13 protein-coding genes and 1 pseudogene are annotated in these 13,699 nt (G+C 70.1%); 2 read left to right on the top strand and 12 right to left on the bottom strand.

Annotated features, from left to right (window positions below):
* The gene (locus tag ABZZ79_RS06490; RefSeq protein WP_356687094.1) at window positions 1-975 is read left to right on the top strand and encodes a YafY family protein; all 975 of its coding nucleotides are present in this window, start codon (window positions 1-3) and stop codon (window positions 973-975) included.
* Between the two features lie 456 nt (window positions 976-1,431).
* Here ABZZ79_RS06490 and ABZZ79_RS06485 read toward each other — a convergent pair whose 3' ends face one another.
* Window positions 1,432-2,040: a rhodanese-like domain-containing protein gene (locus ABZZ79_RS06485; RefSeq protein ID WP_356687092.1), complete on the bottom strand. Its 609-nt coding sequence runs from the start codon at window positions 2,038-2,040 to the stop codon at window positions 1,432-1,434.
* A 99-nt stretch (window positions 2,041-2,139) separates the two neighbouring features.
* Between ABZZ79_RS06485 and ABZZ79_RS06480 the strand changes: the two are divergent.
* Window positions 2,140-2,382 (top strand): annotated as a pseudogene (locus tag ABZZ79_RS06480) (ATP-binding cassette domain-containing protein); the annotation flags it as partial.
* 72 nt (window positions 2,383-2,454) lie between these two features.
* Here ABZZ79_RS06480 and ABZZ79_RS06475 read toward each other — a convergent pair.
* From ABZZ79_RS06475 to ABZZ79_RS06425, 11 genes are all read right to left on the bottom strand, one after another.
* Window positions 2,455-3,537, bottom strand: a complete 1,083-nt coding sequence (locus ABZZ79_RS06475; RefSeq protein ID WP_356687091.1) for an aldo/keto reductase — start codon at window positions 3,535-3,537, stop codon at window positions 2,455-2,457.
* A 23-nt stretch (window positions 3,538-3,560) separates the two neighbouring features.
* Window positions 3,561-4,313, bottom strand: coding sequence for an SDR family oxidoreductase (locus ABZZ79_RS06470; RefSeq protein ID WP_356687089.1), 753 nt, complete (start codon window positions 4,311-4,313; stop codon window positions 3,561-3,563).
* Between the two features lie 3 nt (window positions 4,314-4,316).
* The gene (locus tag ABZZ79_RS06465; protein ID WP_356687087.1) at window positions 4,317-4,961 is read right to left on the bottom strand and encodes an O-methyltransferase; all 645 of its coding nucleotides are present in this window, start codon (window positions 4,959-4,961) and stop codon (window positions 4,317-4,319) included.
* A complete protein-coding gene (locus ABZZ79_RS06460; RefSeq protein WP_356687085.1) occupies window positions 4,958-6,823 on the bottom strand; it encodes a M3 family metallopeptidase in 1,866 nt (621 codons plus the stop codon). Before ABZZ79_RS06460 ends, ABZZ79_RS06465 begins: the two co-directional genes overlap by 4 nt.
* Before the next feature lie 4 nt (window positions 6,824-6,827).
* Window positions 6,828-8,003, bottom strand: coding sequence for a PQQ-binding-like beta-propeller repeat protein (locus tag ABZZ79_RS06455; protein WP_356687083.1), 1,176 nt, complete (start codon window positions 8,001-8,003; stop codon window positions 6,828-6,830).
* Entirely contained in the window at window positions 7,996-9,357 is a 1,362-nt protein-coding gene (locus tag ABZZ79_RS06450; protein ID WP_356687081.1) for an MATE family efflux transporter, read from the bottom strand. Before ABZZ79_RS06450 ends, ABZZ79_RS06455 begins: the two co-directional genes overlap by 8 nt.
* Window positions 9,358-9,362: 5 nt before the next feature.
* Window positions 9,363-10,616, bottom strand: coding sequence for a tetratricopeptide repeat protein (locus ABZZ79_RS06445; protein ID WP_356687079.1), 1,254 nt, complete (start codon window positions 10,614-10,616; stop codon window positions 9,363-9,365).
* A gap of 2 nt (window positions 10,617-10,618) precedes the next feature.
* Entirely contained in the window at window positions 10,619-11,530 is a 912-nt protein-coding gene (locus ABZZ79_RS06440; RefSeq protein WP_356687077.1) for an arginase family protein, read from the bottom strand.
* Between the two features lie 225 nt (window positions 11,531-11,755).
* A complete protein-coding gene (locus tag ABZZ79_RS06435; RefSeq protein WP_356687075.1) occupies window positions 11,756-11,917 on the bottom strand; it encodes a hypothetical protein in 162 nt (53 codons plus the stop codon).
* Window positions 11,918-12,268: 351 nt separating this feature from the next.
* Window positions 12,269-12,427, bottom strand: a complete 159-nt coding sequence (locus ABZZ79_RS06430; protein ID WP_356687261.1) for a hypothetical protein — start codon at window positions 12,425-12,427, stop codon at window positions 12,269-12,271.
* Window positions 12,428-12,485: 58 nt separating this feature from the next.
* Entirely contained in the window at window positions 12,486-13,697 is a 1,212-nt protein-coding gene (locus ABZZ79_RS06425) for a VWA-like domain-containing protein (protein WP_356687073.1), read from the bottom strand.
* Window positions 13,698-13,699: the final 2 nt, after the last annotated feature.

Here is a 13,699-nt window from a genome sequence, read left to right as displayed (position 1 = left end):
ATGTCGCATCCCCTGACCCGTGTGCTGACCCTGCTGGAGCTCCTCCAGTCGAACGCCCGGCTCAGCGGGGCGGAGCTGGCAGACCGCCTGGACACCGACGTCCGCACCGTGCGCCGCTACACGGCCCACCTACGCGACTTGGGCATCCCCGTAGAGGCCGAACGTGGCCGCTACGGCGGCTACCGGCTGGCCCGCGGCTACCGCATGCCCCCTCTGGTCCTCACCAACGACGAGGCTCTCGCCGTCGTTCTTGGCCTGCTCGCGGCAGAGCGTCTGGGCATGGGGACTGCCGCGCCGGCCAGTGCCGGTGCTCTGGCCAAGATCGAGCGGGTGCTTCCGCACGCCCTGCGCGAACCGCTCGCCGCCATGCGGGAAACCCTGTCCTTCACCGCCAACGCCGTGATCGGGCAGGCACCCGGAACCGGCGTCCTGCTGGCACTGGCCCAGGCCTCCCGCGCCCGCACGACCGTCGGTATCAGCCACCGGTCCTGGCGCCAGGAACACACCGAACGCGACATTGACCCATACGGCGTGGTCTTCCACACCGGCCGCTGGTACGTCGTCGGCCACGACCACCTCCGCGACAGCCTGCGTACCTTCCGCATCGACCGCATCGCCTCCGTCACCTCCCGAGCCGACAGCTTCACCGCACCCGACGGCTTCGACCCCGTCGCCCACCTGACCTCGACCCTCGCTCAGGGGCCCTACCGCTGGCAGGTCGAGGTGACGGTCCATGGCCCCCTCGATGAGATCACCCGCCGGCTGCCCCGCTCAGCGGTGACCCTCACCGCCCAGCCCACCGGCGTCCTGATGCACGCACGGGCAGAACGGCTGGACGGCATTGCCCACATGCTCGCCTCCCTGGAGTGGCCCTTCACCATCCACCATCCCGACGAACTACGGCAGGCGCTCAAGAATCTGGCCGCCCAGCTCACCGCAGCCGCCCAGCGGAGACCGGAAGAACTACCGCAGTAAATGCCGGATTTACTGCGGCGGATCCCCTGCCGTGATCATCGCGACCTGCGGCGGGCCTACCCGGCCACCGGGGCGAGGTGTACGCATTTACTGCGGCAGTACCGGAAGGGTGGGACGGCGTGACGATCGAACCGGTGACCGAGCTCGGGAGCGGGGGCGCGCTTCGGTTGCCGAGCGCTCGGGTCGTACCTCTGTCCGCCCCGCCCGCGTCGTACACCGCGGCGGTCGAGCACTACCTCACCGGCGCGGGCATCGCGAAGTCCTCCGCACGGATCTACCGGATCTCGCTGACGACGTGGGGATGGATGCTCGCCGGCGAACCGGCGCCGACCGGACCCGCCCGCCGAGGCGCGAAGCCGCCCGTCTTCCCCGTCACGGCGATCGACGATCCGGCACTGCCGGAAGTCCTAGCCGAGCTGGCCGCCGCGCGGGCGGACGAGATGGACGCCGACACCGTCAACCGGCCTCACTCGAGGCCGATGCCGAAGCCGATGCCGAGGACGGCGCCGTCCGCAGCTGTCGCAGGGTCCGTTCCAGCTCCCCGTCCTCACCCCGCGGGCGGTTGTACGGGAGCCTGGAGAGGACCGCTGCCATCCCGCAGGTGTTGGTCACCGCCGAGAACACGAGCCCGGCACCGATCGCGGCGGACACCAGCCAGGCGCCGGGCACCGCGAGGTTCAGCGCCAGTCCGAGCAGGACGAGCGAGCCCGCCGCCAGCCGCACCTGCCGCTCCATCGGCCACACCGAACGGACCCGCCCCCCCTCGCGGCGCTCCAGTTCCCCGCTCCACACCGCAGTGCCGCCGATCAGCGAAGGCACCGCGATGCCTGCCTTCGCGAGCTGCGCCGAAGCGCTGAGCGAACGGCTGCCGGTCGCGCAGACCAGCGCGAACTCGTGCCGCTCCGTGGCCTCGCGCAGAGCCGACAGGGCCGTGCCGAGGCGGTCGAGGGGAATGTTGTACGAGCCGGGGATGTGACCGGAGGCGTACTCCCTGGGCGTGCGGACATCGATGACGATGCGGTGCTGCAGGCTGCTGACGCCGATCTCGGCGGGCTGAACGGTCACGGCTGTCCTCGCGGTGGCGTGGGGGAGATACGGGACACCGTAGCGGCAGGCGGAGGGAAAGCCCTGGTGCGGCGGAGCGGACGCAATGAAGTGTTCACAGACCGGGTGGGCATCCCCGACGCCCGCCGGCGGGCCCGGTCCCGGCCGCACGAGTTCAGCGGCGGACTGCGGCAGCGGGCGCTCATCGTGATGGCCCTGGCCCGCGAGCCGCGGCTGTTCGTCGCCGACGAGCCGACGACCGCCCTGGACGTCACGGTGCAGGCGCAGTTCCTGGACCTCCTGCCCGAGCTCCGGACGGAGGACGGGCTGGGGCTGGTACTCGTCACCCACGACCTGGGAGTCGTCGCGGCGACACGGGCGTCCGCGTCCGTCGCGACGTCCAGATGGTCTTCCAGGACCCGACGTCCTCCGTCGCTACTGGGCCACCGGGCGGTGCTCGGGCTTCATGGGTTCGGTGCCATGGACCAGTGCCTGGATGTCCTCGGACATGAAGGTGTACGGATACGGGATCGGCTGATGACTCGCCTGATCGATACGGGCGACGGCCTCCGGTGGCAGGCAGATCTCCAACGCGGCCAGGTTCTCCAGCAGTTGCTCGCGGGACGACACGCCCACGACGGCACTCGTGATGTGGGATCTGCTCAGGATCCACGCCAGGGCCAGCTGCCCCGGTGATCTGCCCATGTCCGCCGCGAGCTCGGTCAGGCACCGGATCACCAGGGGCACGGCCGGGCGGAACGGATCGACGTCGCCGGTGGTGAAGGTCTCGGTCACCCGCCCCTCGCCGACGATCCGCCGCTCCTCGACGTCGATGCGGTACCGGCCGGTCAGCAGCCCGTTGGCGAGCGGCCCCCACGCCACCAGCCCCACGCCCGTCATCTCGGCGAAGGGGAAGAACTCGTGCTCGATCGAACGCTCCAGCACGTTGTAGTTGAGCTGGACCGCCGCGGGCACCGGCCAGCCCCGCCAACGGCCGGTGACTTCGGCCTGACCGGCGTACCACCCGGGTACGTTGCTCAGCCCGAAGTACCGGATCTTTCCGGCGGCGACCAGGTCCGCCGCCGCGGCCAGACTCTCCTCGACCGGTGTCACCCCGTCCCACAGGTGCAGATAGACGAGGTCGATGTAGTCCGTGCCCAGACGGCGCAGCGATCGTTCGACCGACGCGACCAGGTTCCTGCGGCTGCATCCGCCGGAGTTCACGTCCCGGGGATCCGTGCGGTAGCCGCACTTGGTGGCGATCACGACCCGGTCGCGCGCGGACCGGGTGTTCAGCGCCTTGCCGAGCCAGGCCTCGCTCTCCCCTCGGTTGTACACGTTCGCCGTGTCGAAGAAGTTGATCCCGTGGTCGAGGGCGACACCCAGCAGTGCGTCGGCGTCCGATGCCGGCATGGTCCAGCGGGGACCCCACTGCGACCCGAAAGTGGCCGCCCCGAGGGCGATGTTCGACACCTTCAGTCCGGTCCGGCCCAGCAGACGGTAGGTCACTCCGGCCATGCGGTCCTCCTCGCCATCCCGGCTCAGATCAGCGATCCGGCGGAGCCGCCGTCGAGCCGGCACACCATGCCGTTCGCCGCCCTGCCGAGATCGGCGATGTACTGGACGCTGCGGTAGCAGGACTCGAAGTCGATCAGCTCCTCGATGACCAGGTCCGGGTTGGACTTGCGCAGGAAGATCCGGGTGATCTCGGCCTCGTCGACCCCTCGGCCGGCGGCGACGCGGCGCAGCTGCTCCACCTTGTCCGGATCGGCCAGGGGCCCCAGCAGCAGCGTCGCCACACCGGCGTTGCGTGAGCGGCAGACGTCGGCGAGCGCCGTGGTCAGGACGCGCAGGGCGGCCTTGCTCGCGGCGTACACGCCGGAGTCGCGGTCGGCGTGGTACATCGACTCCGAGTTCACGACGACCACCGAGGTGAACCGCGTGTCGGGCTTGGCGGCCAGCAGATCGAGGGTCAGCCGGTAGGGCGCGAGGGCGTTCACGCGGAACACGCTGTCGAGGTCCGCGAGCGACAACTCCTGTGCGCCGCGGGGCGGGTAGCTGACGGCGTTGTGGACGATCAGGTCGGGTGTCTCGCCGAGCAGGGCGGGGAGACGTTCGACCGTTTCCGGGCGGGACAGGTCGGCCTGGATGTAGTCGACGCCCGCGGTGCCCGGTGTCTCGGCCTCGGGGCGGCGCCCGAGGCCGGTGACCTTCCAGCCGTCGCCGGCGAGGCGGGACGCCAGGTGGGCGCCCAGGCCGTGGCTGCTCCCGGTGACGAACGCACGTTTTGCCATTGTCTATTCCTTCACGCTCACCAGGAGACCGTTCTCGGTCCCGACGAATGCGGAGAACAGCCGTGCGCTGCGGCCGACGGCGCGGTTGTACCGGTGGATCGCCCTCGCCTCGCGGTCCTCGTCGGACCCCTCCGCCCGTTCGGCCGTGAAATCGCCCTGCGCGAAGGCGTCGTCGGCGATCAGCAGACCGCCGGGCTCGAGCAGGGGATAGCAGTGTCCGAGATAGTCCGGGTACGCCTTCTTGTCCGCGTCGATGAACACCAGACCGACACTCTCCGGCGGGAGCGAGGCCAGGTACGCGAACGCGTCGCCGACCACCACGTCCACCCGGTCGTCGACACCGGCAGCACGCAGATTGCGCCGGGCGACCTCCGCGGCCCGCGGGTCGATCTCCAGCGTGGTCACCCGGCCCCCCTCCGGCAGACCCCGCGCCAGATGGATGGTCGAGTAGCCGAACAGCGTCCCGATCTCCAGCACGTGCCGGGGCCGACGCAGCCGGGTCAGCAGTTGCAGGACACGGCCCGCGTTGTCGTCGACCTGGATGGTGGGGAGCCGGTCGTCCAGCAGGGACCGCCGCAGGATCTCGTCCAGTACCGGATCGCGTGGGCCGAGAACGGCTCGGATGTAGCCCTGGGGAGTCGTCGTCATGTGCGGACCCCGTTCGCCGCGTCGGCGTCGTTGTCGGCGCCGGCGTCCGTGTCGCGGGCCTGTCGAGCCGCACCGGTCGCTGTGCCGTCGTACAGTCGCGCCGTGTCGTAGAACGCGAACAGGGCCTCGCTGTCCGGCAGGGGTGTGGGTGCGTCGAAGTCGAAGCACGGTGTGAACATCTCCGGCGGTACCTGCCGCACCGTCAGCTCCGCAAGAGGTGTGCGGTGGAAGGAGCCGAACTTCTGGGCGCTGTCCGCCGCGCCGAAGAGATAGGCGAAGTTGGCGCCGGGGTTGGCGACGAACATCGGCCAGGTGAAGTAGCCGGGGAAGTCCCCGAGCGCGCAGTGACGCCCGACCCCGAACCGTTCGTCGAGCTGCCGGAACGACGCCTCCAGGCCACCTTCGCCCCGCCGGTGGACGTCGAAGTCCAGCGCGGCCAGGACCGCCCGCTCCAGATACGTGCGGCGGTACTCGACCATCTTGATCCGCCGGCACAGCGCCAGCCCCTCCTCCGCGGCGGGGGTGAGGGAGAGGTACTGGGCCAGGTCCGGGTGGTACGCCCACTTCTCGAACCACATGCTGAGGTATTCGAGCCGTTCCAGCGGCAGGTACTCAAGACCTGACCTGTTGGAGATCCGCTTGCGGATCAGCAGGTGGTTCACGGCGTGCCCGAACTCGTGGAACAGGCTGTGCATGTTCTGGAAGGTGATCAGGCCCGCGCCGTCCGCTCCTCTGCGGAACCGGCAGGAGACATAGGCGACGGGCCGCTGGACCACGCCGCTCCAGTCGGTGCGGTTGCGGATGCCCTTGGTGTGGTTGGCGCCGACCGTCTTGTTGCCGGTGTCCCACAGGTCGAAGTTGATGTGGCCGACCTCGCCGTGCTCGGAGCTGACCGCGACGGTGAGGACCTGCGAGGCGTTCGGCGTGCCCCGGGTCAGCGTGAGGCCGAAGACCCGCCGGGCGACGGTGAAGATGTAGTCCAGACAGTCGTCGAGGGCGAACATCGGCGGCTTGGCCGCGCTCGTCGCCGTCCGGACGCAGTGCGCGAAGTGGTCGAGCGGCGCGTCCCCCGCGTCCGGGCACAGCTGCCGTATCTCCGCCTCCAGTGCCCCCTGGGCCACCACTGCCCGTTCCACGTAGCGTTCCAGGAAGACGGCCACGTCGGCTTCCCGCACGCCGCACTTGGTGAACGTCTCGGCGAGGACGCTGCGGTGGCCCTCGGCGGCGCGGGCCCGTCGCCGCGCCGCGATCATCCGGTCGACCAGGTCCAGCATGGGCGGCAGGTGCGTGTCGCGCGCGGACTGCCAGGCCCGCGCCAGCTTGCGGCGGGTGCCGGCGCTGCTCACCTGGCTGGAGAGTTTGTAGAACACGACCGAGGGGCTGCCGGAGGCCGTGTTCGTGCCCAGCCGTTGCAGCAGCCCGGCCTGGTCGCGCTGGACATGGTCTAGGACTTCCTTGGCCTGCTGCAGCAGGGATTCCAGTTCCTCCTCGACGGCGGTGTCCTTCGTCTCCGTCTTGGCGCGCAGCTGCGCGACGTACGCCTGGCGTGACTCCTCCGCCTCGGGATCGGGGCAGCGCAGGTCCAGCAGCATCTCAAGGATCCGCCGGTCGAGGTCCGGGTCCTTGTGGAAGCCGTCGCGCCAGGGCAGCAGGCGCTCGAAGTTGACGAACTCGTCGTTGGCTTCCAGATAGAGGAAGATGTACGCGACGTTGTTGTAGATCGAGGTGACCTCGATCAGCGTCTCCTGGGTGAGGCGCGGCTCCGCCACGACGTCCCGAAGCCGCTTCATCATCGACTCCAGGGCCTCCTCCATGACGGAGAGGCTTTGCCGGTCCGGCGCCAGAACGGGGTCCACCGACATCAGATCACTCCTCGTCGCAGGGCTGGAACAGGAACTGGTAGAGGTCCCCCCTGTAGGACGCGGCGTACATGCTCCCCGCGGCCGAGGCGACCGGCGTGATGTCCATGGCCGGTTCGTGGTCGGGCAGGCCGAGGACCTGGCTGCTCTCCCAGAGGAACCGCCCGTCGTCGCGCGCGAGGCACACGATGTCGCCGCGTTCGGCCGTGGCCGCGAAGTTGCCGTCTGGCAGCACGGTGAACGAGGTGTACGAGCGGGGCGCGCCCCGCGGTGAGGTCCACAGCACCTCACCCGAGGGAGCCAGCGCGGTGACCGTGCCCCGTCGGGTTCCGACGGCGAGGACGTCACCGGAGACGGCCGGACTGCCGGTGACCTTGTCGCCGAGGAAGACCTCCTGCTCCAGGTGGCCGGTCTTGGCGTCGAGAAGTAGGCAGCGGCCGTCGACGGGGCAGACGGCCAGTCGGCCGGCGCCGTGCAGCGCCGCGGGCGATGCCTTGATCGCGTGTCCGATCTCCTGCGTCCACAGCTCGGTGCCGTCCGGGGCGAGGGCGACCACGTGTTCGGCGCAGCAGATGACGGCGATGTCGTGGGCGGCGGCGACAGGGCTGGCGTACGGGTCCCGGTAGGCGGCGACGCCTCCGTGGGACGCCGCCCAGGGCCTGGGCAGCTCCCTGTCGAACACCACCTCGCCGGTGCCGAGCGCCAGCCCCAGACAGCGGCTGTGGAAGGTGGCCACCACGAGCAGATCGGACTCGGGCAGTACGGTCGGCGTGGCGAAGACGGGGAACTCGGCGCGCGTCGACCACACCATCCGGCCCCGCAGGTCGAAGCAGGCGATGAGCCCGCTGGTCGTCGCGACGACGACGTGCCGGCGCTCGGGGTCGACGACGAGTGACGCGTACACCGAGCGGTCGAGGCGGCGCTCCCAGTACACCCTGGCGAGGGAGGGGTCGAAGAACCTCAGCCTGCCGTCGTCACTGGCCACCACCACTCCCACTCCGGAGACGACCGCCGGGCTGGAACTGACCGGCACGGGAACCGTCCGGTCCAGGTGGGCACTGTCGTGGGTCAGCCTGCGGTACCCGCAGACAGCGGGCTCGCGGTCCCAGTGGAAGGCTCCGCCGCCGTGGCCGCCCAGCACCGACTTGACCGGGTCGTGACGGAACGCCGGGATGCTAGGCAAGGCTCATCTCGCTCTCGGCCGGGGCCGTGCCGGACCGTTCGACGCGGCGCAGCGCACGCCAGAAGACCAGGGCCAGGACAGCCGTCGGGATGCCCTTGCAGGCGATGGCCAGGAAGGTCGAGTCCAGGAGGAAGACCGCGCACCAGGCCAGCGGAATCGTCAGCGCGTACGTCACCGCCGTCGAGGAGAGGAACAGCAGGCCGGCGCGTTGGCGCGCCGTGAGCATCTCGCCGAGGATCTGCTCGAAGAAATAGGCCGGGACGTACAGCAGATAGGCGTAGAGCAGGCTCTGCGCGAGGTCCCGGTCCAGGCCGGGGCCGGCGAAGACCACGACCAGCCAGGGCGCGGCGAGCACCGTGACGGCGGTCGCGGCCGCGGTGGGCACCGCGGAGTACAGGCGCATCTTGCGGACGGTCCGGGCGAGGTCCGAAGGACGGCGCCCGAGGGCGTAGCCGTAAAAGACGAAGGAACCGGCGAAGCAGGCCTGAGGGACGCGGCAGAAAAGCGTGTAGATCTTGGTCGCCACCGTCGCGGCGGCCAGTTGCGCCACACCGAGGGTGCCGATGAACAGCAGCGGGATGGTGGTGCCCAGGTAGTCGTTGAAGTGGCGCAGGCCGACGCCCGGAGCGGTGCGTGCCATCGAACGGAACTCGGTGAGGACGGCCTTGCGTCCGGGGCGTTCGAAGCGATCCGGACGTCTCCGCAACTGCCGGACCAGGACGATGGAGCCGGACAGCGTCATCAACGCCTGGGCGACGAGGGTGGCCGTCGCGACGGCTGCGGTCGGCGAGGCGAACAGACGTGACGCGCCCGTGTCCAGGAACACCCAGTTGAACAGGACGTTCATGGCGAGCCCGAAGAGCAGGTTGAGGGCGGAGAAGTTCTTCAGGCCGCAGATCTTCAACGACTCGCTGAGAATCATGTAGCCCAGCACGAGGGCGATCGCATACGTCCGGACCTGGACGTAGTCGCCGACGAGAGGGATCAGTTCGGCCTTCTGCCCGGTGGCCCTGAGCAGCGGCTCGATGCCCAGGCCGAGCCCGATGCCGATGAACTGGCAGGGGACCAGTAGCAGTAGGAGAGACGTGGCGAGGACCGGCAGCCGGCGCCAGGTCAGTTCCTCTCCCTCGGCGATGGCGAGCCGGCCGCTGAACACGTCCACCACACCGATGAAGACGGCGTAGATGGCGGAGATCAGCACCTCCGCCTGCCCCACGGCCGCCGCCTGCTCCAGGCCCTTCGGCGCGATCATGATGAGGTCCACCGCGCCGAAACCCACCGAGACCACACCCAGACCGAGGACGACCGCGGAGTAACCGGTGAAGTTCCGCACGGTGAACCGGGTGTGCTCCATGGCGGTTACCGGTCCTCCCCGTCCATGCCCCGGTGCCGCGCGGATCCGGTCTTGATCCGTTCCAGCGCCGCCTCGAAATGAGCGCGGGAGTCGCCGTCGGCCAGGTCGCGGGCCAGGTCCAGACCGGTACGCAGCACGTCTTCGTCGTGCGGCGCGAGGTGTGACAGGTCCCGGTGGAGGGTGAGCGCGCGGTGCGTGTTCCCCGCCCGCTGGTGGCAGCGCGCCGCGCGCAGCATGTGGTGCCCGACGTAGGGGGGCCCGGCGGCGACGGCCTGCTCGTACAGTTCCGCGGCCTGCTCCGTACGGCCGAAGACCACGTAGGCCTCGGCCAGTTCGCCGTAGCTGGGGGCCCAGGAGGGGTCGAGCGCGATGAGGGCCCGACCGGCCTCCTCGGCCCGGTCCAGGTCACGGGTGAGGTACATGTGCTCCTTGAGCGACGACTCGTGGTACGTCTTCAGGAAGTGCGTCTCGTAGGCCCGGGGACGCCGGGCCATGGTGTCCTCGGCCGCCTCGCGGGCGTACTCCATGTAGCGGCGGGTCGTGGCCGCCGAGCCCTCGGCGGCCGGGACCATGGCGAGGGCCCGGTACCACGAGGAGACCGCGCCCGGATCCAGCCGGTCCCTGGCCTCGGCCAGCCGGGTGCCCGTGTCCAGGAACCACCGGTACTCGCTCTCGGGCAGTTCCTTGCGTTTGAGGTACCAGACGACCGCTTGGGAGCACGCGTCGAGCACGCGGTTGTCGGGAACCTCGCGGGTCTCGGCGGCCGTGCGCATCCTGTGGAACTGACGGGGGGAGTCGGTCCCGTCGTCGCGCCGGTTGGTGACGACGAAGGAGAGCATGGCGGCCTCGAACGCCTCCCGGGGGGTGGTGGCCCGCGAGTAGGCGTCGACGAGCAGCCGCGCGGCGATGTCGAAGCGGGAGACGCTGATCAGGGCCGAGGCGACGTTGACCACTGCGACGACCGGCAGATCTGCGGCCTGGTCGGCCAGTTCGGCCAGCCGCGTCATCGATTCCGTCGGCCGGTGGCTCAGGTCGGCGACGGACTCGTAGGGCAGGTCGGTGAGAAGGGCCGCTTCCAGCAGGACGTTCGGCTCGAAGACCTGGGCGAGCAGATAGCCGAAGCGGTCGAGCCGCATGTGGGCGAACTCCTCGGCGCATGCCCGCGAGAAGAGGTCCGCCGGCCGGTCGGGATCCGGTGTGAACTCCAGCCCCAGCAGCGTGTCCTGGAACGCGTTCGCCTGGAACGTCGGTCGGCTCATCGTCACGCCCTCCCTGCCGACTGGCGGCATGCCCGGTTGAGAAGATGGAGGAACACCAGAACGGCGCGTCCCGCGTCCCCGAGCGTGGTGGCGTCGCGGGCGTCCTTGGGGGCCGCGAACTCGACCAGATCGAAGCCGACGAGACGGTTGTCCCGGAGCACCCAGTCGATGAGGCGGAGCAGGTCCCGGGTGCCCAGGCCGACCTCCGCCGGATACCCGGTGGAGGACATCACCGACCGGTCCAGGACGTCGATGTCCACCGTCAGATAGACGTCCGATCCCGACCCGACCAAGGCCCGGAAGGCATCGGGATCGTCGAGTTCCGGTGCCAGCAGGGGCAATTGCCTTCCGACGCCTTTCAGATGGCCGTCCAGACCGTCGGCGCTGTCGGCTTCCACCGTCGTGTACGGGGCCATGCCGATCTGGAGGAGACGCTCGGGGCCGACCAGGTCGGACACGTGCGACATCACGTTCGTGTTGAAGATCCGCTCTCGTGGCAGGTCCCGGGTCGGGGCGCCGTCCCAGAGTTGCAGATCCAGGTGGTGGTCGAACTGCACGACGGTGAAGGGACGCTGTCGCCGTTTCCACAGCGCCCGGACCACCGGCAGGGTGACGCTGTGGTCGCCGCCGATGACCGCCGGAACGGCTGTGGCGGGCAGCGCCGCGACCACCTGGGACAGTGCCTCCTGAGCGTCGTCGAGCGTCATGCCGTCGAAAACCACGTCACCGATGTCCACGGCGCGTTCCAGGGGAACACGTCCCCGGCGTAATTCGACGATACCGGGGCGCTCGGCTCCCCACAGGTGTGCCTTGGAAAGGGTCCGGAGAAAGAAGGGGCCGTTCTCGGCTCCCTCGTGAGCGGTTCCGAGTGAATATCCGGAGCCGATAACCGCTGCGGCTGTGTCGGGTGGCACGGCGTCGGGTGCGACAGTTCTCAGTCCGGCGAATGCGGTATGTGTCCGCAGTCTTGGCACGTCGGCAATTTTCCTTAAGGCGGCGCGAGAGGAGTTCGCGAACGAGGGAGCGGCAGGTCCGAACGGGGGAGCGGCGGGTTCCGAACGGGGAATGCTGAGTTCCGCAACGGGGAATGCTGAGTTCCGAAACGGGGGAGCGGTGCGACCGCTCCCCCTGGAGTCGGCTCAGCGCTCGCCGAGGATCGCGTCGAGCTCCGTGTCGACCTCGATCTCCTCGCCGAGGCTGCTGATCACTGCCTCGGTCTCCATGGCCTCCGCCTCGAAGAAGACCTCCGCGTTCGTGGCGCGGAAGAAGGCGGGCTTCTTTTCCAGGGTGTATTTCGACATCGCTGCACTCCCTACTGTCGTGTGGACAGATGTAGAGGCCACTGCCCCCCGATCGGTACCTGGGGTGGCCTCTTGTGCTGCATGCAACCTGCCGCGAGTGCGCGGCGAAAGTAGACTCCCCAGCCAACTGCCCCACCGTCAAGATGCAGATCCGGCCACCCGGTTCATCGAATATTGAACCATCTTGCCGCAGGCCGCTGTTATGCCTGGTTTCCGCGCGCCTTCCCCTGGAAATCCTTGGCCTATTACGCATTGCGTGGGGTGCCTGTCGCGATGGGGCGAACGCCTGGTGCGGGTTTCGACGTCGAAGTCGTCCGAGTGCGAGGGTGCCGCTCAACACCAGGACGCCGCTCAACACGCGTCGTGCGCCTGCTCGTCGCGGCCGATCGCGCCGTACGACACGATGAGCGCGTCCCCGGCGGGGAGCACCTTTTCACCGACCAGGGTCGACTGGACTTCGTCCCTGCGGCTTCCGCCGCCGCGTCGGGCGTCCGGGCGATTCAGGACCATGACCTGGGCGATCGGGTGTCTCGGCCCCGAGGCCGAGCGGCGTCCACCGGACGTTCGATCAGCGGGGCGCGGTGATCCGTACGGTCTCCGCCCAGGCGGGCGGCTCAGGGGCGTCCTCGCCGATCAGGGCGACGACGAGCCGGCAGGACACAGGCTCCGCGGGCCAGGGCGTGTACCCGTCGGTGAGGACGACGACGATCTGCGGGGGCTCGGGCGCGGCGAGCGCCGCACGGATGCCCACGGTCATGTCCGTCCCGCCGCCGCCCGCGAGTTCCACCTGGGACACGGCCGTCACCCGGGCGACGGCCTGCACGTCGGCGTCACAGGCGAGGACGGCGACCCGGTTGCCGCCGATGCCCACCTCGCGCAGCACACCGGACACCTCGGCGAGCGCGGCGGCGAGGTCGTCGTCGCCCATCGAGCCGGAGGTGTCGACGACGATCGCCACGCGCGGCAGCGGCCGGCGCAGACTGGGCAGCACCACCCGGCCGCCGAGGGCGGGCGTGCGGCGCGACGGACGGCGGTAGGTGTAGTCGACGGCACCGCCCGCCCAGGCGGCGGCCTCGCGAACGGCTCCGGTCAGCGCCTTGCGCCAGTCGACGGTGGGCTCCAGAACCTCCTCCGCCCAGCGCCGCCAGCCCGCCGGTACCGATCCCCGGGAACGCTGGTGGGCGCGAACGGCCTGGGCGGTCTGCCGGCGCAGCGCCTCGGCCTCCACCGGGCCGATCCCGGCCACCCCCTCGCCGCTGCTCTCGCCCAGGTCCCAGGGTGCGGGGACACCGTGCGCGCCGGACCCGCAGTCCACGGAATGCTCGGGTGTGGCCGGCACGCCGGGCAGGTAGGTCTCGAAGAGCCCGCCCTCGGGCAGCCCGAACAGGCGTGGCTCCATGCGTCCTTCGGGCAGTCGCAGCCCGTCGGAGAGCAGGTCGTCGTTGATCTCGCAGTCCTGGGCGATGTTGACACGCAGCCGGTCGCGCTGGTCGGCCGCCGGCAGCCGGTCGGCGCGGCCGTGGTGGTCGCGCAGCAGGTGCGCCGCCTCATGGATCCACACCCCGGCCAGGTCCTCGACGTCGGTCGCCTCGACGAAGGAGGGCGCGACGTAGCAGCGCCAGTACCGGTCGACGGCCATGGTGCGCACCTGCCGCGAGGGCACGACGGTGAGCGCGTACAGGGCGGAGGCCAGGTACGGGCGCGCCTCGGCCGCCCTGTAGCGCGCGGCCAGCAGCTTGGCGCGGTCCAGTTCCCCGGCCGGACCCCCGACGGCGGTCACGG

It is taken from the genome of Streptomyces sp. NPDC006458 (assembly GCF_040612135.1).
Lineage (GTDB): Bacteria > Actinomycetota > Actinomycetes > Streptomycetales > Streptomycetaceae > Streptomyces.
This window is presented reverse-complemented; position numbering and strand designations above follow the sequence as displayed.